Annotated in this window: 28 protein-coding genes; 8 read left to right on the plus strand and 20 right to left on the minus strand. The window is 64.4% G+C overall.

All coding sequences use genetic code 11. The features are described 5' to 3' along the window. Nucleotides 1-102 precede the first annotated feature (102 nt). Nucleotides 103-660, plus strand: coding sequence for a TetR/AcrR family transcriptional regulator (locus MAB_RS14630; RefSeq protein WP_005057551.1), 558 nt, complete (start codon nucleotides 103-105; stop codon nucleotides 658-660). A gap of 7 nt (nucleotides 661-667) precedes the next feature. Here MAB_RS14630 and MAB_RS14635 read toward each other — a convergent pair whose 3' ends face one another. Next, nucleotides 668-1,087, minus strand: a complete 420-nt coding sequence (locus MAB_RS14635) for a hypothetical protein (protein WP_005057549.1) — start codon at nucleotides 1,085-1,087, stop codon at nucleotides 668-670. A 126-nt stretch (nucleotides 1,088-1,213) separates the two neighbouring features. Between MAB_RS14635 and MAB_RS14640 the strand changes: the two genes are divergently transcribed. Beyond that, on the plus strand, nucleotides 1,214-1,885 hold the full coding sequence (locus tag MAB_RS14640; RefSeq protein WP_021268778.1) for a phosphatase PAP2 family protein: 672 nt from the start codon (nucleotides 1,214-1,216) through the stop codon (nucleotides 1,883-1,885). On the opposite strand, the gene MAB_RS14645 is transcribed toward MAB_RS14640, so the two are convergent. Then, nucleotides 1,831-2,586, minus strand: coding sequence for a YebC/PmpR family DNA-binding transcriptional regulator (locus tag MAB_RS14645; RefSeq protein ID WP_005057545.1), 756 nt, complete (start codon nucleotides 2,584-2,586; stop codon nucleotides 1,831-1,833). The genes MAB_RS14640 and MAB_RS14645 overlap by 55 nt on opposite strands. A 79-nt stretch (nucleotides 2,587-2,665) precedes the next feature. On the opposite strand from MAB_RS14645, the gene MAB_RS14650 reads away from it, so the two are divergent. Further along, nucleotides 2,666-3,193, plus strand: coding sequence for a hypothetical protein (locus tag MAB_RS14650; protein ID WP_005111401.1), 528 nt, complete (start codon nucleotides 2,666-2,668; stop codon nucleotides 3,191-3,193). Between the two features lie 81 nt (nucleotides 3,194-3,274). Here MAB_RS14650 and pdxT read toward each other — a convergent pair whose 3' ends face one another. The 10 genes from pdxT to MAB_RS14700 all read right to left on the minus strand — a co-directional run bounded on the left by pdxT (nucleotide 3,275) and on the right by MAB_RS14700 (nucleotide 13,164). Continuing rightward, nucleotides 3,275-3,844, minus strand: a complete 570-nt coding sequence (pdxT, locus tag MAB_RS14655) for a pyridoxal 5'-phosphate synthase glutaminase subunit PdxT (RefSeq protein WP_005111403.1) — start codon at nucleotides 3,842-3,844, stop codon at nucleotides 3,275-3,277. An 8-nt stretch (nucleotides 3,845-3,852) separates the two neighbouring features. Continuing rightward, entirely contained in the window at nucleotides 3,853-4,704 is an 852-nt protein-coding gene (locus MAB_RS14660) for an acyl-CoA thioesterase (protein WP_005068926.1), read from the minus strand. A gap of 9 nt (nucleotides 4,705-4,713) precedes the next feature. Beyond that, on the minus strand, nucleotides 4,714-5,628 hold the full coding sequence (pdxS, locus tag MAB_RS14665; protein WP_005057540.1) for a pyridoxal 5'-phosphate synthase lyase subunit PdxS: 915 nt from the start codon (nucleotides 5,626-5,628) through the stop codon (nucleotides 4,714-4,716). An 85-nt stretch (nucleotides 5,629-5,713) separates the two neighbouring features. After that, entirely contained in the window at nucleotides 5,714-6,736 is a 1,023-nt protein-coding gene (locus MAB_RS14670) for an NUDIX hydrolase (RefSeq protein WP_005090088.1), read from the minus strand. Then, the gene (locus MAB_RS14675; protein ID WP_005090090.1) at nucleotides 6,733-7,860 is read right to left on the minus strand and encodes a glycosyltransferase family 4 protein; all 1,128 of its coding nucleotides are present in this window, start codon (nucleotides 7,858-7,860) and stop codon (nucleotides 6,733-6,735) included. The genes MAB_RS14670 and MAB_RS14675 overlap by 4 nt, the downstream gene beginning before the upstream one ends. Further along, the gene (locus MAB_RS14680; protein WP_005082398.1) at nucleotides 7,860-8,825 is read right to left on the minus strand and encodes a phosphatidylinositol mannoside acyltransferase; all 966 of its coding nucleotides are present in this window, start codon (nucleotides 8,823-8,825) and stop codon (nucleotides 7,860-7,862) included. The genes MAB_RS14675 and MAB_RS14680 overlap by 1 nt, the downstream gene beginning before the upstream one ends. Beyond that, nucleotides 8,822-9,484, minus strand: a complete 663-nt coding sequence (pgsA, locus tag MAB_RS14685) for a phosphatidylinositol phosphate synthase (protein WP_005057532.1) — start codon at nucleotides 9,482-9,484, stop codon at nucleotides 8,822-8,824. The genes MAB_RS14680 and pgsA overlap by 4 nt, the downstream gene beginning before the upstream one ends. Next, nucleotides 9,481-10,029, minus strand: a complete 549-nt coding sequence (locus tag MAB_RS14690) for an ATP adenylyltransferase (RefSeq protein ID WP_005057529.1) — start codon at nucleotides 10,027-10,029, stop codon at nucleotides 9,481-9,483. The genes pgsA and MAB_RS14690 overlap by 4 nt, the downstream gene beginning before the upstream one ends. Beyond that, the gene (thrS, locus tag MAB_RS14695) at nucleotides 10,022-12,076 is read right to left on the minus strand and encodes a threonine--tRNA ligase (RefSeq protein ID WP_005082399.1); all 2,055 of its coding nucleotides are present in this window, start codon (nucleotides 12,074-12,076) and stop codon (nucleotides 10,022-10,024) included. The genes MAB_RS14690 and thrS overlap by 8 nt, the downstream gene beginning before the upstream one ends. A gap of 92 nt (nucleotides 12,077-12,168) precedes the next feature. Further along, nucleotides 12,169-13,164 (minus strand): GlxA family transcriptional regulator, encoded by a 996-nt coding sequence (locus tag MAB_RS14700; protein ID WP_074324073.1) that lies wholly within the window; start codon nucleotides 13,162-13,164, stop codon nucleotides 12,169-12,171. Nucleotides 13,165-13,356: 192 nt separating this feature from the next. On the opposite strand from MAB_RS14700, the gene MAB_RS14705 reads away from it, so the two are divergent. Further along, nucleotides 13,357-14,127 carry a DJ-1/PfpI family protein gene (locus MAB_RS14705; protein ID WP_005082401.1) on the plus strand — a complete coding sequence of 257 codons (771 nt, stop codon included), beginning with the start codon at nucleotides 13,357-13,359 and terminating at the stop codon, nucleotides 14,125-14,127. On the opposite strand, the gene MAB_RS14710 is transcribed toward MAB_RS14705, so the two are convergent. Continuing rightward, entirely contained in the window at nucleotides 14,108-14,737 is a 630-nt protein-coding gene (locus MAB_RS14710) for a PaaI family thioesterase (RefSeq protein ID WP_005082403.1), read from the minus strand. The genes MAB_RS14705 and MAB_RS14710 overlap by 20 nt on opposite strands. 19 nt (nucleotides 14,738-14,756) lie before the next feature. Between MAB_RS14710 and MAB_RS14715 the strand changes: the two genes are divergently transcribed. Continuing rightward, nucleotides 14,757-15,254 (plus strand): DUF1990 family protein, encoded by a 498-nt coding sequence (locus tag MAB_RS14715; RefSeq protein WP_005082405.1) that lies wholly within the window; start codon nucleotides 14,757-14,759, stop codon nucleotides 15,252-15,254. A 223-nt stretch (nucleotides 15,255-15,477) separates the two neighbouring features. Continuing rightward, on the plus strand, nucleotides 15,478-15,798 hold the full coding sequence (locus MAB_RS14720; protein ID WP_005082406.1) for a hypothetical protein: 321 nt from the start codon (nucleotides 15,478-15,480) through the stop codon (nucleotides 15,796-15,798). A gap of 64 nt (nucleotides 15,799-15,862) precedes the next feature. On the opposite strand, the gene MAB_RS14725 is transcribed toward MAB_RS14720, so the two are convergent. After that, entirely contained in the window at nucleotides 15,863-16,045 is a 183-nt protein-coding gene (locus MAB_RS14725; RefSeq protein ID WP_005082408.1) for a hypothetical protein, read from the minus strand. A gap of 81 nt (nucleotides 16,046-16,126) precedes the next feature. Between MAB_RS14725 and MAB_RS14730 the strand changes: the two genes are divergently transcribed. Then, nucleotides 16,127-16,549, plus strand: coding sequence for a PPOX class F420-dependent oxidoreductase (locus MAB_RS14730; protein WP_005082410.1), 423 nt, complete (start codon nucleotides 16,127-16,129; stop codon nucleotides 16,547-16,549). Nucleotides 16,550-16,551: 2 nt separating this feature from the next. Here the strand turns inward: MAB_RS14730 and MAB_RS14735 are convergent, their stop codons facing one another. Both MAB_RS14735 and MAB_RS14740 read right to left on the minus strand, forming a co-directional pair. Next, entirely contained in the window at nucleotides 16,552-17,916 is a 1,365-nt protein-coding gene (locus tag MAB_RS14735; protein WP_005082413.1) for an aldehyde dehydrogenase family protein, read from the minus strand. Between the two features lie 2 nt (nucleotides 17,917-17,918). Further along, entirely contained in the window at nucleotides 17,919-19,010 is a 1,092-nt protein-coding gene (locus MAB_RS14740; protein ID WP_005082414.1) for an acyl-CoA synthetase family protein, read from the minus strand. An 89-nt stretch (nucleotides 19,011-19,099) separates the two neighbouring features. On the opposite strand from MAB_RS14740, the gene MAB_RS14745 reads away from it, so the two are divergent. Next, on the plus strand, nucleotides 19,100-19,369 hold the full coding sequence (locus MAB_RS14745; RefSeq protein WP_005082418.1) for a DUF6480 family protein: 270 nt from the start codon (nucleotides 19,100-19,102) through the stop codon (nucleotides 19,367-19,369). On the opposite strand, the gene MAB_RS14750 is transcribed toward MAB_RS14745, so the two are convergent. The 4 genes from MAB_RS14750 to MAB_RS14765 form a co-directional block, all read right to left on the minus strand. Beyond that, entirely contained in the window at nucleotides 19,362-20,387 is a 1,026-nt protein-coding gene (locus MAB_RS14750) for a 2-dehydropantoate 2-reductase (RefSeq protein ID WP_005115945.1), read from the minus strand. The two genes, MAB_RS14745 and MAB_RS14750, sit on opposite strands and share 8 nt — an antisense overlap. Before the next feature lie 73 nt (nucleotides 20,388-20,460). Further along, the gene (locus tag MAB_RS14755) at nucleotides 20,461-20,850 is read right to left on the minus strand and encodes a RidA family protein (RefSeq protein ID WP_005082421.1); all 390 of its coding nucleotides are present in this window, start codon (nucleotides 20,848-20,850) and stop codon (nucleotides 20,461-20,463) included. 47 nt (nucleotides 20,851-20,897) lie between these two features. Then, nucleotides 20,898-21,920, minus strand: a complete 1,023-nt coding sequence (locus tag MAB_RS14760; protein WP_005082423.1) for a dipeptidase — start codon at nucleotides 21,918-21,920, stop codon at nucleotides 20,898-20,900. A 34-nt stretch (nucleotides 21,921-21,954) separates the two neighbouring features. Then, nucleotides 21,955-22,770, minus strand: a complete 816-nt coding sequence (locus MAB_RS14765) for a class II aldolase/adducin family protein (RefSeq protein ID WP_005082425.1) — start codon at nucleotides 22,768-22,770, stop codon at nucleotides 21,955-21,957. Between the last annotated feature and the right edge of the window lie 235 nt (nucleotides 22,771-23,005).

Below are 23,005 nucleotides of genomic sequence, written 5' to 3' on the forward strand. Positions count from 1 at the left end.
GTAGAACAGTTGTTCGATCAGCATATCGAGGAGGTTCCGCTATCGGCGGGCAACACGCGAGGGCGCTGCAAATGTCAACGCGCGTTGGCCTAAGCTCAGCGCATGCCCCCTGAACCTCGGCGATCGGACGCCACCCGCGCGGCCATCCTCGAGGCTGCTCAGGAGCATTTCGCCAGTGTCGGCTACGAGAAGGCGACCATACGGGCCATCGCCGGCACCGCGGGCATCGACCCCTCGCTGGTCATGCGGTACTACGGCAACAAGGGCAAGCTGTTCGCGGCGGCCGCCAATTTCGATCTGTGCCTGCCCGAACTGAGCGCGGTGTCCCACGAAGAACTCGGCACGGTCATCGTCCAACACTTCCTGGAGCGCTGGGAAGTGGACGACACCATGGTGGCACTGCTGCGCGCCGCGGTGTCTAACGAAGAGGCCCGGCTGCGCATGGTCGAGATCTTCACCGACCAGTCACTACCCGCGTTCGAAGAGCTCTTGACCGACCATGCCGCCGAGCGTGCCGCGCTCATCGGCGGCCAAATGATCGGATTCGCCGTCTGCCGCTACATTCTGCGGCTCAGCCCCGTCATCGAAATGACGCATCAGGACATCGTGAACTGGATGGCGCCGATCGTTCAGCAGTACATCGACACCCCTGCGCCCTAGCGGGCCGTCAGGACCGAACCTTCAACGCCCCATGCTCGTCGACCAGCGAGAAATAGATGGCGCTCATCGTCACGAAGACCGCGGTCCAGATCAGCAGACCCACCGAGTTCACCGCGAACGCCTCACCCAGCAGGATGGCAACGACACCGGTGATCAACGGGCTGCGCACATGCCTGCTTCCCGGTTGATCGAATTGTGCGACGGTGCGGGTCACCAGGAATGAGCCGGCCGCGATCAGCAGGGTTCCGATCACTGTCGCGGTGATCGACATCTGATCGGACATCCACGAGGGCACCCCGATGCCCGTTCCGTACAGGATTACCAGTGGCACCAAGACGGCCACGGTGAACGGTAGTGCGAGAACGGCACGTGCGGTGTGCCAGCGAGTTGTCGATTCAGGCGCCGGGGCGACTGTTTGTGTGGCCATGACGGGCCTCCCCTCACTTTTCGGATGTCTTAGATGTACGCCTGCCTGACATACACTGTCAACACTTGTTGACCAACAGTCGTTGACATCACAGTAACGCCGTCTAGTGACGTTTGATTCCCGGCGGTGATTCCCGGCGGCCGGCACGATTCGGGCCCGGCCGCGCGTCCGATTACTGTCGTCGGGGTGTCTGCCGGAAAACTGCCCAGCGAGAAAATGATTCAGTGGTGGCCGCCCCTCGGGGTCATCGCGATGCTGACACTTGGATTCTCCGTGGGCAAGGGTTCGACACCCTTTGACGCGTGGTTTTTCGATCTGACTCAGGCAGTCTTCGGGGTGCAGCCTCGCTGGTTGCTGTTCTTCACCGACTGGGAATTCCTCGTACCGGTGCTCGTGGTGTGCGTCGGATTCGAGCTGTACCGGCGGCGCTGGCGGGTCGCGGCCGTGGTGCTCATCTGCCCGTTCATCGCGAACTGGACCACTCAAGCCACCAAGATGCTGGTCGGCCGTGAAAAGGGCGGCTACCTCGCCTACCCCAGCGGTCACACCACCGTGGTGGTGGCGGTCATGGGGATGCTGGTGCTAGTCGCCGGCGGAGCCCTATGGGCGTACATCGTGGCCGGGATTGTCAGCACGCTCGGGCTGCTGGGGCAGGTCGCCTGCGGGTACCACTATCTCACCGACACCGTCGGTGCCGTGCTGGTCACTACGGCGGTGGTGGTGTTGGCGATATGGGCCGCGGGTCAGTCTTCGTCGAGCGCGGCGAGCACCTCGTCGGACAAGTCCACATTGGTGTAAACGTTCTGCACGTCGTCGCTGTCCTCCAAGGCGTCGACCAGTTTGAACACCTTGCGGGCGGTTTCGACGTCGACGGGCACGCTCATCGACGGCTGGAAGCTGGCTTCCGCCGATTCGTAGTCGATTCCGGCTTCCTGTAGGGCCTGACGGACGGCGACCAAGTCGGTGGGCTCGGAGATGACCTCGAAGGTCTCGCCCAGGTCGTTGACCTCCTCGGCGCCCGCCTCCAGGACGGCCGTCAGCACGTCGTCCTCCGACAGGCTGTTCTTCTCGAGCGTCACAACGCCCTTGCGGGAGAACAGGTACGACACCGAACCCGGATCGGCCATGCTGCCACCGTTGCGCGTCATCGCCACCCGCACCTCACCGGCGGCGCGGTTGCGGTTGTCACTCAGGCACTCGATGAGGACCGCGACGCCGTTGGGGCCGTAGCCCTCGTACATGATGGTCTGCCAGTCGGCGCCACCGGCTTCTTCGCCGGCTCCGCGCTTGCGGGCCCGCTCGATGTTGTCGTTGGGCACCGAGGTCTTCTTGGCCTTCTGAATGGCGTCGTAGAGCGTCGGGTTGCCAGCCGGATCTCCGCCGCCCGTACGTGCGGCGACCTCGATGTTCTTGATCAGCTTGGCGAACTCTTTGCCCCGGCGCGCGTCTTTGACGGCCTTCTGATGCTTGGTGGTGGCCCACTTGGAATGGCCGCTCATGTACCCCTGTACTACTTTCTCTAGGTTCTGTCGCACTTCTGCGCTGCCCGAGTGTACTCGCGCACCTAGGCTGAATCACATGACTGTCCTGGTGAAGGACCCCATCGTCGACGCGGTACTGGATAGATACGGCGCTGTCGTCGGCGACCGCCTCACGGATTACCGCAACCATCTGTACCGCGGCATGAACTACCAGCTGCGACTTCTTGGCATGACGGAGGCACCACCGGAGATCGCGCTGGCATGGGCGGTGCACGACATCGGTATTTGGACGGCCCGTACTTGGGATTATCTGGACCCCTCGGTGGCACTGGCCGAGCAACTGGCGCCGGAGTTCGGAATTACCGATGTCGATCGCGTCACGGCGATGGTGGCCGACCACCACAAGCTGAGGTCTGCCGACGATCTATGGGTCGAGATGTTCCGGCTGGGTGACCGGGTCGATGCGTTCCGCGGCCTGTACGCCTGGAGCGGGCTGGAACGTTCGGATGTGCGCGAGGTGGTGGAGGCACTGCCCTACGGCGGTTTTCACGGATTCTTACTACGCACCGCCGGGAAATGGACGTTGAAACATCCGCTGCGGCCGATGCCCATGTTGCGCTGGTGACTCCAGCTGTACGCGACACATCACCACCCCTGAAGCCGGCAGCCCGCTTTGGCGCGCATAGCCGGGCACCCGCCATCAGGGCTAGCCGGCGCGGACCATATCCACGAACAGCTGATGCACCCGGCGGTCGCCGGTCACCTCGGGGTGAAATGCCGTCGCCAGCGCACTCCCCTGCCGCACCGCGACCGGGTGGCCCTGCGCACTGGCCAGCACCTCGACATCGTCTCCGACACGCTCCACCCACGGTGCGCGGATGAACACCGCGTGCATCGCACCGTCCACGCCGGTGAAATCCAGGTCACCTTCGAAGGAATCGACCTGACGTCCGAATGCGTTGCGGCGCACGGTCATATCGATGGCGCCGAGTGCGACCGCGTCCGGGCGGGTATCCAGGATCTCGCTGGCCAGCAGGATCATGCCGGCGCACGAGCCGTAAACCGGCAGCCCGGCACGCAACCGTTCGGTGAGCGGATCCAACAGCTCGAACACGCGCAGCAAGTTGCTCATCGTGGTCGATTCCCCACCGGGAATGACCAGCCCATCGACCTTGCCAAGCTCCTCGGGGCGACGCACACCAAGCGCCTCGGCCCCCGAATCTTTCAGCGCCGCAACATGTTCCCTGACATCGCCCTGCAATGCCAGCACACCCACAAGGGGACTCACGCCATATTCCCTCGGGCCACCGACGCCTGCTCGGGGTTACGCTCAATGCGGGTAAGCCCCTCTTGCACCACCGCAGCCACCATGGTTCCGTCCCGGTTGAAGATCCGGCCCTGCGTCAACGCGCGCCCGAACCCTGCCGACGGGGATGTCTCGTCGTACAACATCCACTCGTCGGCACGGAAGGGCCGCAGGAACCACAGCGCGTGGTCCAATGAAGCCGTCTGCAGCACGGTATCCCGATGCGGCACCTTCGAAGAACTCAGCAACGTCAGGTCGCTCATATACGCCAGCGCGCAGATGTGTAGCACCGGGTCGTCGGGCAGGTGCTTACGGCAGCGGAACCACACCCGCTGCTGGGCGGCCAGCCGGGGATTCCTGTCCATGAGCTCGTCCGGCACGATCCGGATATCCCACTCGGCGAACTGCCGGAAAAGATCCCGGTTGAACGAATCCTGTTCCTGTGCGTCGGGCAGATCCTCCGGATCGGGTACCGGCGGCATCAGATCCTGATGCTCGATACCGGTGTCCAGTGTCTGAAATGAGGCCGACATGCTGAAGATGGCCTGCCCGTCCTGGATCGCGGTGACTCGGCGCGTTACGAACGATCTACCGTCGCGGACCCGGTCGACGAGAAACACGGTGGGCTCGTTGGGATTTCCGGGCCGCAGAAAGTATCCGTGCAACGAGTGCACCAGATACTCCGGTTCCACGGTGCGAACCGCGGACACCAGTGACTGCCCAGCGACCTGCCCGCCGAAGGTGCGACGAAGATTGCTGGGGGTCACGTTGCCCCGGAAGATGTCCTTCTCCAGCTGCTCGAGAGTAAGGATCTCCTCGATATCGGCCATCCGCTAGTTCTACCAGCCGCGCTCGGCGAGCCTGTGCGGCTGCGCGATGTCCTCCACATTGATACCGACCATCGCCTCGCCCAGGCCACGCGACACCTTGGCCAGCACATCCGGGTCGTCATAGAAGGTGGTGGCCTTGACGATCGCCGCGGCACGCTGCTCCGGGTTACCGGACTTGAAGATGCCCGAACCCACGAACACGCCTTCGGCGCCAAGCTGCATCATCATCGCCGCATCGGCCGGAGTAGCGATACCGCCGGCCGTGAACAGCGTGACCGGCAGCTTGCCGGCGCGCGCAACCTCGACAACGAGCTCGTATGGTGCCTGCAGTTCCTTTGCGGCAACGTACAACTCGTCCTCAGCCAGCGAGGTGAGCCGGCGAATCTCGCCGCCGATCTTGCGCATGTGTGTGGTCGCGTTGGACACATCGCCGGTGCCGGCTTCGCCCTTGGAGCGAATCATGGCCGCGCCCTCGGTGATGCGGCGCAGCGCCTCGCCCAGGTTGGTGGCACCACACACGAACGGCACGGTGAACTTCCACTTGTCGATGTGGTTGGTGTAATCGGCAGGGGTCAGCACCTCCGACTCATCGATGTAGTCGACACCGAGGCTCTGCAGGATCTGTGCCTCGACGAAGTGCCCGATGCGGGCCTTGGCCATAACCGGGATGCTGACCGCGCTGATGATGCCGTCGATCATGTCCGGGTCGCTCATGCGCGACACGCCACCCTGGGCGCGGATGTCCGCGGGCACCCGCTCCAGCGCCATCACGGCCACGGCGCCGGCGTCTTCGGCGATCTTTGCCTGCTCGGGCGTAACAACGTCCATGATCACGCCGCCCTTGAGCATCTCGGCCATACCGCGCTTGACGCGAGCGGTACCGGTGCCGGTCTCGGGGGACGTTCCATTGGTCGTGCTAGTCAACTGGGGGCTCCTGAATCTCGGGGTCTGCGACCAGTCTAATGCGGCCGCACCAGCGATTTTGTGGCGGGAGGTGCGGTGACGCGCCTCACCCGATTTGGACTGGCGCACGCCGTGCGCCGGGGGCTACCGCATCGGCCGCAGCGGCGGCCTCACAGAGCAGTTCTCCCAGCTGATTCGGGTACACCTGCTCCCCCGCAGCCGTGAGCGCCGCGATCTCCTCCGCATCGCACCAACGGTGCCCGGTGATGTAGCGCTGCTCCAGATTCGTGCGACCGTCGGTGGCCGGTTCGAACCTCTTGGTGCGGTGCACGAAGAACAATTCCTCGGACCGGATGGTGGTGCCGTTGAAGTCGAAGACGGCCACGCGCCGCCACAGCGGGCCCACCAGACGCCCGGAGGGAACCGATAGCCCCGTTTCTTCCACCAGTTCGCGTACCGCACCGTCGGCCAGCTTCTCTCCCGGCAAGGTCTGTCCACCAACCGTGAACCACCAATGCACTGCCGGGGTCGGCGCCGCAGGATCGAAGCCGCGCAGCAGCAGCACCCGGCCGTCCTCGTCAAGCAGGATGATCCGGGCCGAGGTGCGGAAGTTGGCCAGCGCCGGATCCTCGGTGCCTGCCCCCGGACGGTCGATGATTTCGAAATATGTTGGCATCGGCGCGGTTCCACCCAGACGCAACCAACGGACCGGGCGGCGTACCCGCAGTGCCAGGGTGTCGCGCACGGCATCATTGTGAAAGCGTCGCGCGATCAGCACGCGCGTCTCGGCATCGGCGAGCTCGGCCACCAAAGCCGGCCGCAGCCGGTCCGGGTCGACGGTGGACAGCGCGGCGGCGAGCTGGTTTTCGGCGTATTCGCGCCGGTCACGTTCGGCACGTTCGGCTTTCGCCGCCAGCTTGATCAGTTGCTCGTCCTTGAGTGCGTCCCCTACCGCACGTGCGACGACGGCGCGACGAGCCAGCGCAGCATCAAGTGCTTGCCAGGACAGGTCACTGCGCACGTGCAGCCGGTCCAGGCGGTTGGCCACCAGGTAGGCCCAGAGCAGGCCGAGCGCGACCAATAGGGCGATGATGGCGATGACGACGACCGTCAACGCCGAGAACGTCACCAACTGTCCACCTTCACCCGCGCGCCAGAGGCGGTGACGGTCTCATAGACGAGCATGATCTGCTGGGCGACCACCGACCAGTCGTACCGCTGCACCGCCTCGGTGCCGGCCGCGACCAGCTGTGCCCGGCCTTCGTCATTACCCAGCACATCGATGAGGGCCGCCGCCAAGGCATCGGGATCGCCGGTGGGTGTCAGCCGGCCCGCAGTGCCGTCCAGAAGCACCCGGCGGAAGGCATCCAGCGAGCTGGCGACGACGGCCGTGCCCGCCGCCATCGCCTCCACCAAGACAATGCCGAAGCTCTCGCCGCCGATATTGGGCGCACAGTAGACGTCGGCGCTGCGCATGGCCGAAGCCTTGGTGGCGTCGTCGACCTGTCCCAGAAACTTCAGATGCTTAGCCAGCGGTCCCGCCTGCGTGCGCAATTCGGCTTCGTCGCCGCGCCCCACGATCAAGATCTCCACATCGGGAAAGCTGGTCGCGATCTTCGGCAGTGCGCCCATCAGCACGTCCATGCCCTTGCGCGGCTCGTCGTAGCGCCCCAGGAACAGCACCGTTTTACCTTCGCGTGGGTACCCCTCAAGAACGGGCGCGCCCGAGAAGGAGCGAACGTCGACACCATTGGGGATCTCCACCGCGTCGGATCCCAGCGCCTCCATCTGCCAGCGCCGGGCCAGCTCCGAGACCGCTATCCGGCCCACGATCTTCTCGTGCCAGGGACGTAGCACGGCTTGAAACACGCTGAGCGTCAACGACTTGGTGGTGGACGTGTGGAACGTCGCGACAATCGGCCCCTCTGCCACCATGAGCGCCAGCATCGACAGGCTCGGCGCGTTCGGTTCATGCAGGTGCAGAACGTCAAAGTCGCCGTCGACAAGCCAGCGCCTGGTCTTGGCATAGGTAGCCGGGCCGAATCGAAGCCGCGCCACCGATCCGTTGTACGGGATCGGAACGGCCTTGCCGCCGGAGACCACGAACTCGGGCAGCTCCAGATCCGACGACGACGGCGCAAGCAGGCTCACGTGGTGGCCGCGATCACGCATGACCTCTGCCAGCTGCACGACATGGGACTGGACGCCACCCGGTACGTCAAAGGAGTACGGGCAGACCATCCCGATGCGCATTACGCCTGCCCACCAACGGGATCGGTCTCCCGGGAGGCCGCAGGCTCCTGCGGCGGCGCCGTCCGCAGTTTGGAGCGGCGCTCCTCGGACAAATCGTCGAGCCATAGCGGCTGCAGCATGTGCCAATCCGCGGGTCGTTCGGCGATATTGGCGGCGAAGACATCGGCCATCGCCTGTGTGGCGACCGCGACATCGCCCGCCGAGGTATCAACGGCCTGATGGATGCGGACTCCCCACCGCTCATGCGGTTCAAACCAGCAGTGCGCAGGTAACAGACGTGCTCCGGTGTCGATCGCCAGACGTGCGGGCCCTGCGGGCATGCGGGCCTCGGCACCGAAAAAATCGACGGGTACGCCACTGCGACTCAGATCGCGATCGGCCATGAGGCAGACGACACGGTTCTCCCGCAATCGCTGGGCCAGCAGCTCATATGGCCCCGACGCATCGCCGGTGAGCGCAAGCACCTCGAATCCCAGGGTCTCGCGATAGTCCAGGAAGCGCCGGTACAACGACTCGGGTTTCAGACGCTCGGCCACGGTGGTGAAGGTGCCGTAGGTCTGCGCCAGCCACACCCCCGCCATGTCCCAGTTTCCGCTGTGCGGCAGCGCGATAACCGTTCCCCGCCCTTCGGCCTGCGAGGCGTCAAGGTTCCGACGGCCGTATAGGCAACTATCCAGGCGGGCGGCGAGACGCTCCATGTTCTGCGAGGGCAGCCGGAACGCTTCGCGCCAGTACCGTGCGTAGGAACGCATCGAGTCGATGATGAGCCGGTCGGGCACCTCCCGGGGGTGTACGTCCAGCACCCGCGCGAGGTTCTTGCGCAGCTGCTCGGGTCCCCCTTTACGGGCACCGGCCATGGCGCCGACGTCGAATATGGCGCGGGCAAGCAGGTCTGGAGTGATCTGCGTCAGATTCCATCCCGCGGCATATCCCCAGTCGGCGGCGCGCTCTCCCCAGACACTCATGGCTGATTCGTCTCCGCGGTGTCCTGTCCCGCATCGGAATTGGGCAGCAGGTCCAGCGCTCCGGGAGAGGTACGGACCGCATGCATACGCTGGGCCACCGTCACCAAGCTCGCAACGGCCAGCACCCACATCGCCGTGTGCAGCGGCCACTGCACCCCGAATCCACCGCTGAATATCGCTCCGGCGAGCACGATGATGAGCCGCTCCGGTCGCTCAATGAGGCCACCGTCGGCACGCAATCCGGAGGCCTCGGCTCGCGCCTTCACATACGAGATCACCTGCGAGGTGATCATGCAGATCAGCGTCGCGACCACCAAAGAGGTTGATCCCCAGCCGAACGCGGCCCACCAAACGAGCCCGGCGAACACCGCGCCGTCGGCTACCCGATCGCATGTCGCGTCGAGGACCGCGCCGAATCGGGTGCCGCCGCCACGTGCGCGAGCCATCGCGCCGTCGAGCATGTCGAACATCGCGAACAACCACACCGCCATGCCGCCCCAGAAGAGGTGCCCGGTCGGGAAAAGTGTCAGCGCCGCAACCACCGATGCGGCGGTTCCGAAGATGGTGACCGTGTCCGGGGTGAATCCCGCACGCAACAGCGCGCTGGCCAGCGGGTTGGTGATCTTCGCGAATGTCTCCCGCGAGAGCAGGCCGCTCATGGCAACTGCTCCCAGGCGGTGGCGAGCAGCGTGCGGGTGTCTCGCAGCAGCTGCGGCAATACCTTGGAGTCGCCGATGATGGTGATGAAGTTCGCATCACCGCCCCAGCGCGGCACCACGTGCTGATGCAGGTGTTCGGACAGGGAGCCGCCCGCGGCACTACCCAGATTGAGGCCCACGTTGAAGCCGTGGGGCCGTGAGACCTTCTTGATCACCCGAATCGCCTTCTGGGTGAAGGCCATCAGTTCACGGCTCTCCCCTTCGGTGAGATCTTCGAGCTCGGCCACCTGGCGGTACGGCACCACCATCAAATGACCCGGGTTGTATGGATACAGATTCAGCACGGCGTAGACATGCTCACCGCGGGCCACGACCAAACCGTCTTCGTCGGCCATCTCCGGGATCTCGGTGAAGGGCGCCGAGTCCGGGCTGGGCGCCTTCACGGCCTCGGCGATGTAACTCATCCGGTGGGGGCTCCACAGCCGCTGCAGATGATCCGGGTCGCCCACGCCGCGGTCGATGATGGTCGAGTCCTGGTCAGTCACTGGCACCCAGCTTCAGGAGTTCGGCAGTCGGCGAGACGTTTTCACGTCTGTTCACCCAGTCGACGATGGCGGCGACAGCCTCGTCCCGGGGCACCCCATTCACCTGGGTACGGTCGCGGAACCGGAAGCTGACGGCGCCCGCCTCGACATCGCGATCGCCGGCCAGCAGCAAGAACGGCACCCGCTGGTTGGTGTGATTGACGATCTTCTTGTTCATGCGGTCATCGCTGCTGTCTACCTCGGCCCGGATGCCCTGCGCTTTGAGCTGCGAAACAATGTCGTTCAGATATGGCGCGTGCGCATCGGCGATCGGGATACCCACCGCCTGCACCGGCGACAACCAGGCCGGGAAGGCTCCCGCGTAGTGCTCGGTGAGCACACCGAAGAACCGTTCGATGGATCCGAAGAGAGCACGGTGGATCAGCACCGGCTGCTTACGGGTGCCGTCGGCGGCGGTGTACTCGAGGTTGAAGCGCTCGGGCATGTTGAAGTCGAGCTGAATGGTCGACATCTGCCACGACCGTCCCAGCGCATCCTTGGCCTGCACCGAGATCTTGGGGCCGTAGAAGGCCGCACCGCCAGGATCCGGCACCAGCTGCAGCCCTGAATCGAGCGCCACCTGCTCCAGCGTCTTGGTCGCTTCCTCCCAGACCTCGTCGGACCCAACGAATTTCGCCTCGTCCTTGGTCGACAGTTCTAGGTAGAAGTCATCAAGCCCGTAGTCGGACAGCAGGTCCAGCACGAATCGCAGCAGCGAGGTCAGCTCCTCATGCATCTGCTCGCGGGTGGTGTAGATGTGCGCGTCGTCCTGCGTCATGCCGCGCACCCGGGTCAATCCGTGCACCACACCGGATTTCTCATATCGGTAGACCGATCCGAATTCGAAGAGCCGCAAGGGCAATTCACGGTACGAGCGGCCCCGTGCCCGGTAGATCAGGTGGTGCATCGGGCAGTTCATGGGCTTGAGGTAGTAATTCTGGCCCGGCTTGCGTACCGTGCCGTCCTCATTGAGTTCGGCGTCGATATGCATCGGGGGAAACATGCCGTCGGAGTACCAGTCCAGGTGACCCGAGGTTTGGTAAAGGTTCTCCTTGGTGATGTGCGGGGTGTTGACGAACTCGTAGCCGGCGGCAGTGTGCTTGGCGCGCGAATAGTCCTCCAGCTCCTTGCGCACGATGCCACCCTTCGGATGGAAAACCGGTAGGCCGGAACCAATTTCATCGGGGAAGCTGAACAGATCCAGCTCCACACCGAGCTTGCGGTGATCGCGCCGCTGCGCCTCTTCCAACAGCTCGAGATGCTTGTCGAGGGCTTCCTGCGACTCCCAGGCGGTGCCGTAGACACGCTGCATGCTGGCGTTCGCCTGATTACCACGCCAGTAGGCGGCCGAGCTACGGGTGAGCCGGAAGGCCGGAATGTGCTTGGTGGTGGGGATATGCGGGCCGCGGCACAAGTCGAACCATTCCCGTTCCCCGGTGCGGGGATTCAGGTTGTCGTAGGCGGATAACTCGTCGCCGCCGACCTCCATGACCTCCGGGTCATCGGCTCCGGACTTGTCCGACACCAATTCCAGCTTGAATGGCTCGTTGGCGAGCTCGGCCTGGGCCTCTTCTACCGATTCGTAAACCCGGCGCGAAAAACGTTGCCCTTCTTTGATGATCTGCTTCATCTTCTTTTCGAGGGCGGTCAAGTCCTCGGGAGTGAAGGCGTGATCAATCCCGAAGTCATAGTAGAAGCCGTCGGTGATCGGCGGGCCGATGCCGAGCTTTGCCTGCGGGAACAGCTCCTGCACGGCCTGCGCCAGCACATGGGCGGCCGAGTGCCGGATGACGCTGCGGCCGTCCTCGGTATTGGCCGCAACCGGCTCGACCTCGGTGTCGGATTCCGGGGTCCAGGACAAATCCTTGAGCGCACCATCCACACGCACGACGACGATGGCGTCCTCGCCCTTGCCGGGCAGGCCGGCCTCCCGCACCGCGGTCCCCGCCGTCGTCCCGGCCGGCACCCGGATTGGGGCCACAAGGGAAGACGGGTTGGGCGCAGTCATCGGCAGTTCTCCAATTCAGAGACGGGGGGTTTGCGAACTCATGCTATCGGTCCGCACCAGCCACTTCCCAGCCCGATGGGTGCCATGCGCACTCAGGCCGATTGCGCGCGGAATGTGTTCCGATATGCCAGGGGCGAGACCCCGGTGAGACGACGGAACTGCTCCCGGAAATTCGCAGGTGAGCCGAACCCCACCTCACGCCCGATCCACTCCACGGAATCCGCCGATCGCTCCAGGAGCTGCTGGGCATGACGGACCCGTACTCCGGTCAGCCACTGCATGGGCGTCTGGCCTGTTTCGGCCCGAAACCGCCGGTTGAGGCTGCGCACGCTGGTGGACGCCTCGGTCGCGAGGTCCTCCAGGGATAGTTCGCGATGGGCGTTGTGTTCGATCCAGGCCAATATCTCGCCAAGGCTGACCTCGGCGCGCCGGCGATTCCGGATGACGTACTGCGCTTGCCCGCCGTCGCGGTGCAGCGGGGCCACCGCAACACGGGCAGCTTCCGCGGCGACCGCCGCGCCGTGATCGCGCGCCACGATGTGCAGACATAGGTCGAGCCCGGCGGCGGCACCCGCGGAGGTGAGCACCTGCCCCTCGTCGACGTACAGCACGTCGGCGTCCAGGTGCACCGCCGGGTACCTCTCGCGGAACAGGTCGGCGGCGAGCCAGTGCGTGGTGGCGCGCTTGCCGTCCAGAATCCCGGCTTCAGCGAGTGTGAAGGCACCGGCGCATATGGAGGCGATGCGCGTTCCGCGCTCGTAGGCGCCCCTCAGCGCATCGAGGACGCCCTCGGGTAGGGGCGCGGTGGGGTTGTCACGCGCGGGAACCACGATGGTCTCGGCCTCCGAAACAGCCTCGAGCCCAAGATCTGTCGCGATGCCGAACGGTCCCGCGGAGACCACGGGCTCGGTGCCACACACCCGCACGAGGTAGGGCCTGCTGCCGTCGGCGAGGTACACGCGGCGGAACACCTCAACCGCAGTGGCCAGATCGAAGCCGATGGTTCCGGGAAGCGCAAGAACGACGACGGAGTGAGGCTCGCCCGAACGACCCAGCCGCCCGGAGTGAGGCTCGCCCGAACGACCCAGCCGCCCGGAGTGAGGCTCGCCCGAACGACCCAGCCGCCCAGAGTGAGGCTCGCCCGAACGACCCGGCTCCCCAGAGTGAGGCCCTCTCGCAGAACGCATGCGGGTGAGCCTATCGCGCTAATGGCAAGATCTCATCGGTCAGTGGCTATTTGGCCACTTCTACGGAAACGGCCACTGCACGACGATGTGTTGATGCAGATAGCGATCTTGGCGTATCCCGGTATGACGGCCCTCGACGCGATCGGCCCCTACGAAATGCTCCGAGGTCTGCCGTCGGCGGAGTTTCGATTCGTGTGGCACCGGCCGGGGCCGATAGTGACCGACAGCGGTGTGCTGACGCTCGGCGCGACCCATTCATTGACCGAGACGCCGGCTCCCGACATGGTCCTCGTTGGTGGCTCGATGCCCGCCACCCTGAGCACGGCCGCCGACGAGCGGGTGCTGGACTGGCTGCGAAAGGTGCATGAAACCACGTCCTGGACCGCGTCGGTGTGCAGTGGATCGCTCATCCTGGGCGCGGCAGGGATTCTCCGCGGCAGGGACGCCACGTGTCATTGGGCCGGACAGCGTCTACTGGCCACCTTCGGCGCCAATCCGCAGCGCGACAAGAGAATCGTCCGCGACGGCAAGGTGATCACCGCTGCCGGAGTGTCCGCGGGGCTTGACCTTGGACTGTGGCTCGTCGGCGAAATCGCCGGACGGCCACGGGCTGAGGCAACCGCGCTGTGCATCGAGTACGACCCGCAGCCACCGTTCAATACCGGCCACATGAGCAAGGCATCGACCCGCAACAAGGCCGATGCGGTACGCGTGATCAAGGGCCTGCTCTCGGCACGCGATGCCGGCACAGAACTCGCGGCGGGTTCGAAGATGCTGTGGACGAACGCCATCGCCCGAATCAGGTCGACCGACAGATCTGGCCATCGCCACGCACCGGGCCCGCTCAGGGCTGGCCGGGGTTGAGCTTCACAAACAGCGCGTCCGCTTCGGCGAGCACCTCGTCACCGTCCAGCAGCCGACCGGTCATGAATACCTTGCGCCCCTCAACGCGAGCCAGAGTGCAGTCGTACCGCAGCTCCTTCTCGATGGGAGTGATCTTGCGGTAGTTGATATTCAAGTAAGCCGTGCGCAGCTTGCGCAGATCGGTCAACAACAGCGAGCCGGTCCCGAAGATGGTGTCGAACAGCAGCCCGAGGCAGCCACCGTGCACAGCACCGTTGCGCCCCAGGTGGTAGCGGCCGAAAGTAGCTGTGCCAGTGAGGACCCCGTTGTCGAAGCTCTCGATCGTCATGGGTACCAACAGGATGTTCCCCCGGAGCGGGAGGTCGGTACGCCGCCCCGAAGGCGAGTCCCATTCCGAGACCTCGTACGGAGCCAGCAGTTTATTCATAGCCTCGAGCTGATCGGCCAGCTCGGTGACCACCGCATCGGGCGGCAGCGCGGCCCGCGCACGATCCTGCAGGGTCCGCAGCGCATCGATGAAACGGCCGTAGTCGGGGCCGCCCTTGAGAGTGGGATCGGGCGGGTTGAACCCACCACCCTCATGCGCAGTTACTGCTTCCTCGGTGGTCATACTCCCCTACGTTATTGGGGTGGATATTGCCCGGTTGAGCCAGCTCCCTTTCACCTACCCGGAGAGGGGCGCGACGGCCGGTGAGCTGCCCGCCGGGTACCACCACGTACGGGAATCTCGGCAGATCGGGACCGGCGAGGCCCGATTCGAGGAGGCGGCCGCACGCCTGATGCGTTTCGGAATCCAGCATGGAATCGGGCTGCGGGTCCTGACCTCGGCGCCCGAGGTCGGCGAGGGCGTGAATGTGGCGACACGACTGTGGCCGTTCTGGGCGTTATGCCGCATCGTTTACGTGGTCGACGAGCCGAACCGGCGCGGATTTGCCTACGGCACGCTTCAAGGACACCCCGAAACCGGCGAAGAGGCGTTCATTGTGCGCCGTGATCCTTCCAACGACGTTGTCAGCGTGGAAATTACCGCCTTCTCCAGGCCGTCATTCTGGTGGATTCGGCTAGGCAATCCGCTGGCGAAGCAACTGCAGCGGATAGTCACGCAGCGGTACCTGCGCGCGCTATGACCGCACCGCAGCATCGAACCCTCCCCGGGTAACCTATCTATTAGCTGGGCGCTCAATTCAGCTATCTTTTGGCGTGTCGCGTTCATCGGCGATTCCCAGGTAATTTCGGGCCCATCCCGGCCGGTCCGGTCGTGAACAGCAAATATTCTGTGGATTCAAATCGTTATGATGTGTAACCTTTTGTTCAACTCTGATTCATGCATTGTTAGGAGCGCTGGACCTGATGGTTGCACTGCCCGCCCGCGTCGCGTTGTTCGCCGGGGCCTTCGGGGCCTCGGTCGCGACGTACCTGGCCCCCATTGCGGCAGCACAGCCGCCCGTTCCACCGGTCTGCGGCGCCGGCGAAGCCCCGTACACCCATAACTGCCGCACCGCCTGTACCGGTGGTGCGCCGCGCGTCGGTGGCGCCTGCACCCAACCAGGTACCGACCTGTATGACCGCGGCTTCCACGAACCCACTCACGAGGGCGCCAACCCGCGCACTCCCCTGGGCACCAATCCGCATGTGCCCTATGGGACCAACACCACGACCGTTTTGCAGTAACGCATAACGACACGGTGCCCGGTTGACAACGTTGTCAGCCGGGCACCGCCGTCTTAGGCCGCGACTAAGGCAACCAATTCGCCAAGACCGTGTCCATGTCGCCGTCACCGGGGCCCGGCAGGTGCCGCGCACCCGAAAACCGATGAGAGGGTTCTGTATACGTTCCCGCCTTGACAAGCCGAGCAATATTGGCCCGGTAGATCTCATCGACCTCAGCATTGCGGTCGGGCTCACGGTCAAGCCACAAATTGGCGGGGTGGATCCATCGGCACTAGCCAGCAATCGCCGATCGGGAATGAAACCGCACGCTACGGAGTAGAAAATCGACATGGAACTCAACGACGCCGCGCGCGCCCTCATCGGAGCGGGCGCCGACGCCACGCTCGTCACCGTCAACCCCGACGGCAGCCCGCAGGTATCTGTGGTGTGGGTTGCCCTGCAGTCCACACCGGACGGTGACGAGTTGGTGGCGGCCCACCTTTCGGGTAACTACAAGAAGCTACGAAACATCCGTCGCGATCCCCACGTTGCCCTGACTGTCCTTGCCCCCAGTCAGCCCGGGCAGCAGCGCGAATATCTGGCCGTCACCGGCTCGGCGCGGGTGGTGGAGGGCGGCGCACCCGAGTTGCTCAGCCAGTTGGCCGTCGCGCTGCTGGGTTCCGACGAGCACTTCCCGCCACCGAACTCGCCGGAGGGATATCTGACCCGGATTCGCGTCGAATCGGTGGGTGGGCACGGCCCCTGGGCTTGATCTCAGTCCCGGATGACGCCCTTGGTCCGCATCAGAAAATCCGCGAGGAAGCCGTCATGCGGGATTTCGGGGGCCGTGTACGTGGTGGGGAGTCTGCCGCTGTAGACGTTGGATACCGTGGGTTCGTCGACAAGTGCGTCGATCAGTTCCCCATCATCGGTGATCGCATTGATCACCAACGAATGGCGCAGTGGCACAAGACCGTCGGCACGGGTCCAAGGCGCGATCCACACGCACGGGAACGCCAGCTCGGTGTTGAGCTTGTCGACATCGGGGCCGTGCAGCAGATGCACGGCGGGACGCAGCACAGCCGAGCCGTCCCCCAGGTCGGCAACCATCTGATCCGCGCCCAAAAGTGCGGTGGTGCCTCGTGATTTCTCTGCCAGGTGGTGGGCAACACTCCTAGCCGCATCGAGTGGTTGCCCGGGCAGAACGGCGCGTTCGTCGGCGATCGGAAAGGGCCGTATCGTCGCGAGCCTGGCCGCAATGGCTTCCGCCAACTGTCGCGGATCGCCTTCGTAGAGAACGGCTGTGGTGTTGGTGCAGGCCATGCCGCCCTGACCGCTGATCGACTCCACGATCACGTCGAGGTAGTCGCGCCAATCCCGTTCCGCGGTAATCAGAATCTTGGTGCGGCCCGGCCCGTTTACCAGCACCGCTGGATCGTCGGCGTACTTATCCACCACATCCTGGCCGCCGTAGACGATGGCGAGATCAGCCGCGGCGATGATTTCTGCCGCTCCCGCATGATCGGTCGGCAGATACAGGGCATCTTCGGGCCGAAAACCTGCCCGGCGCAAGGCCTGGACCAGCCGGGCCCCGGTGAAGGGCTCGCGGCGCGAAGGACGCATGGCCACGCGATATCCCAACGCCAGTGCTTGCACCCACCCGCCGTGCACACCCGGGCTATTGCCCGACGCGTGCACGGCCAGTACCTCACCGCGCCGGACCCAGAGCGCGCTCCCCCGGTGCGTGCGCTCATCGCGCCAATCGAATGTCGCCCCTACAGGCCTGGCGGGTGCGACCGCGTCGAATGCATGCCGAATGGCCTCGGTGACTTCGCAGGCGCTGTTCCGCGCAACTGCGACGGGCAGCCCCGACACCCGACTGACCACCTCGACGTACTGATCGAAGCCGTAGCCTGCGATGTCGGTGCCGGCAAAGATCTCGGCAGCTTCGGCCAGCGCCGCTTCCCGGCGGACCGCAGGCAGCGGCCGCGCACTGCGCTGAGCGCGGATGCTCCGGCTGACAAACAGCGGCGGCGCGATACTCAGTTCAGCGACGGGCGTCCCCGCGATATCGGTGATCACTTCACGTGCGCGAGTGCGGTATTCGCCATTGGGGCCAAGCGCGTCCACTGCGATCACGATCAGTAGACGCCTTCGATGACGGCTTCGCCCTCGAACGTCGCAACGGGCGCGACCTCACTGACGGAGTCGCCGATCTGGCCGCCCGGTCCCTGTCTGCGGATCGCGGTGTCGCGTTCGAGGTTGTTCGGAATGAACATGCCCTTGCCGATGTGGTTCATCACCACCTGGCCGCGCTGGCCATGCGGTACCCGCTCCCCCGTCTCCGGATCGATGACCCAGAACACCACGTAGGGCGTGCGCGGATCGAACACGTGGATATCGCCGTCGAGTCGAGTCTTGGCCTGGGACAGGATCATTGTGCTGCCGAACGCCATCGCGATGACCGTCCTCGGGAAGATCTCGCGGAGCAGATCGAGGGTATCCAGGTCCACGTGCGCACCGCTGAGCAGGATGTAGCGGATCTTCTGATTCACCAGTTCGGCCATGGTGTCATCGCGCGCGATCGCGCCCAGCAGCGGCGGGCTGGTGTGCAGATTGGCAACGTCCTGGGTGTGCAGTACGAATCGCGCCTGCTCCAGCACGTGCTCCACATATGCGGACACCTCGGCGCCGACACCGCGCGTAGCGATCTTCTTGACCCACCGCGGATCCAGGTCTACCGAAAAGAACACCGAGCCCAACCGTTCGCTCACCGCGCGGGAGAAATGACCCACGCCATGAGGACCAGTCGGCATCAAGAACAGCAGCCCCTGGCCGCCCACGAAGCCACCTGTCGTGAAATCCTCGAGCTGCCACCGGGTGACCTGCTCAACCCAGTCCGGCAGCTGCGCGGTGCGTTTGGGCGCGCCGGTGGTGCCTCCGGATTCGAAAATCTTGGGAACCGGTGCCGGCGATCCGTAGCCGCGCGGTATCAAATCCTGGACGGGTGTGTCCCGCAGCTCGTTGACCAGGTTGGGGAACAGGCGCAAATCATCAAACCCGTTCACGTCGGTCAGCGGGTCGAAGTCCAGGTTCGGTGCCATGCGCAACCAGAACGGCGAGCCGGTGTCCTGCCCGAAGTGCCAGGCGATAGCGGCCCGCAGGTATGCCTCCGGGTCGACCACCGGCACGGTTCGTGGGATATCCAACAGCGAGAAGTCGATCTCGGCCATCCCCCCATCCTGGCGCAGCAACCGAGCGGACTTAAGTGAACTCTTGGTGCGCCGTTTCGACGGGTTGTGGTGCGGGTATTTCACGCGCCATGGCGATCAAGAAACGTCCCACGACGGACCTGCCGCCTGATCCTGAACCGGCGGCCACACCGGGCCTGTCGAAAGGTGGCGGCACACAGTCCGGGGACACTCCGCCCGCATCCGGTCAGGAGACACAACCGAGCAATCCAGACCCGGTATCGCTACGGAAAACTTCGGTACCTGCGATGGTGTCGATGATTGCGCTTGCCGTGCTTCTGGGCTTGTTTCTAGCGACCGCGGTCTTGCTGATCATGAAGATGTCCGGCGTCTTCAACTGAGCATGTGGCTCGCCGCGGCGCGATGGTTGATCTCGCGGCGCAGTTTTGGGCCCGGCCATCTCGTTATCTCGTGGGAGGAGGTCACGTCGCGGATGAGACTGACCAGCGCGGCGTTAACGGGTGCCTTGGCGCCAAGCCTCTTGGCAAGTTCGACGACTTCGCCGTTGATGTAGTCGATTTCGGTCGGTCTGCCGAGGGTGATGTCGTCAAGCATGGATGAGCGTGCCTGTGGGTCCATCGCAACCATCTGTCGCGCGGCCCGGGTAAAGATGGGGTTAGGCATCGTGAGCACCCAGGGCATGAGCGAAAGCGGTGCCGCAAGAGGGCTGACCACTGGCTGGCCGGCACGGCGCAGGAGTCCGAGCGCCTCACGCTGAGCTGCGGCGAGTACCAGCCGGTAGTCGCGATCCCCCAGTTCGGCTTTCAGCGGTAGCCCCGATAACGCATTGACCGAGTTGTTGAGGTTCACCACGAGCTTTCCCCACTGCACCGCGGCCATGTCGTCACGCACCGTGGTGAGCAATCCTCCGTGCGTGAGAGCCCCGGCAAGCGACTCGGCTCCCGTGGAGAGTGACAGTTTTCCCTGCGTGCCCTGATGAAAGTGTGCCGCCCCTACCTGAGCAACATTGAAGCCGACAATTCCAGTAATCACATTGTGCTGCTTTATGTATCGCGACAGCTGCGCTGGATTGCGGATCCCATTCTGCAGGCTCACCACCACGGCACCGGGCTCTAGCCTGCCTGCCAGCGATTCCGCCATCTGCGCGGTCGCGGCCGACTTCACGGTCACCAACACGATGTCCGCTGAGCGGACGGTGTCAATGTCCTCGGAGAATGCGCACTCCGATGCCGGGATGGCGGCCGACCATCCAAGGTAGTCCGACAGGCTCAGACCGTGCTCCGCGATCGCCCGACCGAGGCTCGGGCGGCCGATGTACACGACCTGGTGCCCCGCGGCCTGCAGCCTGCCGCCCACGTAGCAACCGATACTGCCGGCTCCGGCGACGGCGATTCTCATTGTGCTCCAGCCCGACCGCTCCACCTGACTACCAATGAATGACACCCATAGTCCAGACGATGAATTCCCACGATCACTGCCTGGCCGCAGAAATCTTTGCAAGGGCGTCGATCTCTACCAACAGCCCGGGCGGCAGCCCACCGAAAAGGGTCGTGCGGGCCGGATAGGGCTTCTGGAGGTAGTCCGCAAACGCCTGGTTGAGTTCGGCAAATCCCTCGGGAGCATTGAGGAACACCCTCAGCATGAGCACGTCTTCGAAATCGGCGCCCGCCGCGGTCAGGATCGCCTGAACGTTGCGCAACGCCTGAAGGGTCTGCGCGTAGACGGTTCCACCAACCAGCGATTCGGTATGGGGGTCGATCCCGACTTGGCCGGAAACCTGCAGGGTGTCGCCGATGCGGACAGCTTGTGAATACGCGCCGACGGGATCTGGGGCCGCGTTGGTCTCGATCTGGATCTTCACCGGTAGAACTCCTTTTGTTTGACGGTGCGCGTCATCAAAGCGCTCGGCTACGCGCCGGGTAGTGCTTCCTTCAGAACACGCTGGGCATTGCCGCCGAGGATCGCGGTGACTTCGGCGGTATCGAAACCCGTGTGCAGCAACGCCTCTACCAGCGTCGGGAATCCAGTGGGCCCGTCGAACCCCTTGGCGTACCCCGGAATGCCATTCATGTCTGTCCCGATACATAGGTGGCGTGGACCGACCAACTCAGCCAGATACGAGGCATGGCGCGCAAAGTCATCGACATCACGCATTCCCAGGCGCCGAAAACCCATCGGCCACAGCCCGATCAGCCCACCGGTGGCGGCTATCGCACGCGCTTCCTCGTCGCCGATGTAGCGGGGAAACTCCTGTACCGCCGCTGCTCCGGTATGCGAACTGACCACGGGAACGCGGGTGTGATCGCATACCGCCAAGGTTGTCGCCGCGTCGGCATGCGCCAAGTCGATCAGCATGCCGAGCCGGTTGGATTCTGCGACAACCTCTTTCCCGAAAGCAGTCAGACCAGGGGAATAGCGACCGGCCCGCACGGCCCTACTCCCCCGACTCCCGGATAACGAGGTACTTATCGTCCCGAGGCCATTGTCCGCGTAGTGCACCAGCCCGAGCACGCGCACGCCGAGCCGGTAAAGCTCGGCCAACCGATCCGGCTGCGCACTCACGACATCGGCGCCCTCGATGCCGAGCATCACCGTCGCGGCGCCGCCGTCCGCGATCTGTTCGACGGTATCCACCACCGCGATACCTGCTGCCGAAGCCTCCGCACGCGCCAGGTCCAGCTGCGCCCTCACGCCGTGCCACGGAGAGCGCAGTCGCCATGCGGTGCCCAGCGCGGCATCGCCGACCACTGTCACGATCGCCAGATTCACCTTGCCCTCAGACAGCTTCGATAACGGCGCTGCCGGCATGTCTATCGTCTTGCCACCCACCGCACGCAGCCATCTCGGCATGATGCTGAGCCCGTGGGTATGCATGTCAACGGTCAGCGCCGTGTCGCTGAGCCGCTGCGACTGGTCGGTGGCGCGGCTCATCGGTGACAATTCCCGATTCCGGGTGTCGGCGAGCTCAATGAAGGGCCTCTGGAGCCGTTCTGATCACGTCGTCCCATAGCGGCTGGAACTGAAACCACCCCGCGACCGGAGTCCCGATCTGGTTGTAGACCGACACGGCCGTGTCATGGTCGATCGTTCGGGGCTCGCCTGCCGCCATGGCAAGCAGTTGAGCCTGGCAGGAGCGCTCCATTGTGATAAACCACCAGGCGGCCTCCGCCACCGAATGCCCCACCGTGAGCAATCCGTGATTCTGCAGGATCACCGCCTTGGCCGGCCCGAGCGCCGATCCGATCGCCCTGCCCTCCTCCAGATCGCCGACCACCCCGCGGTAATCGGTGTACACAGCATGGTCTTGATAGAAGGCACAGGCGTCCTGCGTGATGGGCAATAACGGCTGACCGAGTGACGAGAATGCCTTGCCATGTACCGAGTGTGCGTGCGCTGCGGCGATCACGTCAGGCCGCGCCTTATGGACCTCGGAGTGGATGCAGAACGCTGCCCTGTTCACGGGCCGGCTCCCGGTGATCACGTTGCCGTCGTGATCGACCTGAATCAGATCGGACACCGTGATGTGCCGGAAGTTCATGCCGAAAGGGTTCACCCAAAACGTGTCGGGGAATTCCGGGTCACGGACCGTGATGTGTCCGGCCACCCCTTCAGAGAAACCGAAAGTCCCGAAAATCCGGAACGCGGCCGCCAGCTCACGCAATCTGCGTTCACGCTCCTGCGTCACCGTTTCCGCCGCCGCGGGACCGAGCTGAACGCCATCGGCGGAACCGACCATGTATGCGGATAGCTCCTCGCCCGCCACGACATTTCCGGAGGTCATGCACTCACCCTTCAATACATAGTCGTATCTATCTGCCCACAACCTACGCGCACCACGTGCACCCGTCAAGAGAAGCCCCGACGCGCATTGACGCTGAATACTGGCTCACTCCAGTCGGTTCGGATTGCCTATCGCCGCACCCTCCCGCCGGAGGCTCATGACCATTCAATAGCCTCTACTAAAGGCGCTCCGTATGATACATACTTGTATCCATATCGCTTCACCGTCATCACGA

It is taken from the genome of Mycobacteroides abscessus ATCC 19977, assembly GCF_000069185.1.
Classification (GTDB): domain Bacteria; phylum Actinomycetota; class Actinomycetes; order Mycobacteriales; family Mycobacteriaceae; genus Mycobacterium; species Mycobacterium abscessus.

What these genes read in the sequence shown, in the direction of transcription:
- MAB_RS14760 (WP_005082423.1), bottom strand. Translation starts at nt 21,920, where the DNA reads ATGAGCCGCGCCACCGACCAGTCGCAGCGGCTCAGCGACACGGCGCTG.
- MAB_RS14705 (WP_005082401.1), top strand. Translation starts at nt 13,357, where the DNA reads ATGCAGATAGCGATCTTGGCGTATCCCGGTATGACGGCCCTCGACGCG.
- MAB_RS14740 (WP_005082414.1), bottom strand. Translation starts at nt 19,010, where the DNA reads ATGGCCGAGATCGACTTCTCGCTGTTGGATATCCCACGAACCGTGCCG.
- thrS (WP_005082399.1), bottom strand. Translation starts at nt 12,076, where the DNA reads ATGACTGCGCCCAACCCGTCTTCCCTTGTGGCCCCAATCCGGGTGCCG.
- pgsA (WP_005057532.1), bottom strand. Translation starts at nt 9,484, where the DNA reads ATGAGCGGCCTGCTCTCGCGGGAGACATTCGCGAAGATCACCAACCCG.
- MAB_RS14730 (WP_005082410.1), top strand. Translation starts at nt 16,127, where the DNA reads ATGGAACTCAACGACGCCGCGCGCGCCCTCATCGGAGCGGGCGCCGAC.
- MAB_RS14720 (WP_005082406.1), top strand. Translation starts at nt 15,478, where the DNA reads ATGGTTGCACTGCCCGCCCGCGTCGCGTTGTTCGCCGGGGCCTTCGGG.
- MAB_RS14675 (WP_005090090.1), bottom strand. Translation starts at nt 7,860, where the DNA reads ATGCGCATCGGGATGGTCTGCCCGTACTCCTTTGACGTACCGGGTGGC.
- MAB_RS14765 (WP_005082425.1), bottom strand. Translation starts at nt 22,770, where the DNA reads ATGACCTCCGGAAATGTCGTGGCGGGCGAGGAGCTATCCGCATACATG.
- MAB_RS14660 (WP_005068926.1), bottom strand. Translation starts at nt 4,704, where the DNA reads ATGGCCGATATCGAGGAGATCCTTACTCTCGAGCAGCTGGAGAAGGAC.
- MAB_RS14635 (WP_005057549.1), bottom strand. Translation starts at nt 1,087, where the DNA reads ATGGCCACACAAACAGTCGCCCCGGCGCCTGAATCGACAACTCGCTGG.
- MAB_RS14710 (WP_005082403.1), bottom strand. Translation starts at nt 14,737, where the DNA reads ATGACCACCGAGGAAGCAGTAACTGCGCATGAGGGTGGTGGGTTCAAC.
- MAB_RS14645 (WP_005057545.1), bottom strand. Translation starts at nt 2,586, where the DNA reads ATGAGCGGCCATTCCAAGTGGGCCACCACCAAGCATCAGAAGGCCGTC.
- MAB_RS14745 (WP_005082418.1), top strand. Translation starts at nt 19,100, where the DNA reads ATGGCGATCAAGAAACGTCCCACGACGGACCTGCCGCCTGATCCTGAA.
- MAB_RS14750 (WP_005115945.1), bottom strand. Translation starts at nt 20,387, where the DNA reads ATGAGAATCGCCGTCGCCGGAGCCGGCAGTATCGGTTGCTACGTGGGC.
- MAB_RS14630 (WP_005057551.1), top strand. Translation starts at nt 103, where the DNA reads ATGCCCCCTGAACCTCGGCGATCGGACGCCACCCGCGCGGCCATCCTC.
- MAB_RS14650 (WP_005111401.1), top strand. Translation starts at nt 2,666, where the DNA reads ATGACTGTCCTGGTGAAGGACCCCATCGTCGACGCGGTACTGGATAGA.
- MAB_RS14680 (WP_005082398.1), bottom strand. Translation starts at nt 8,825, where the DNA reads ATGAGTGTCTGGGGAGAGCGCGCCGCCGACTGGGGATATGCCGCGGGA.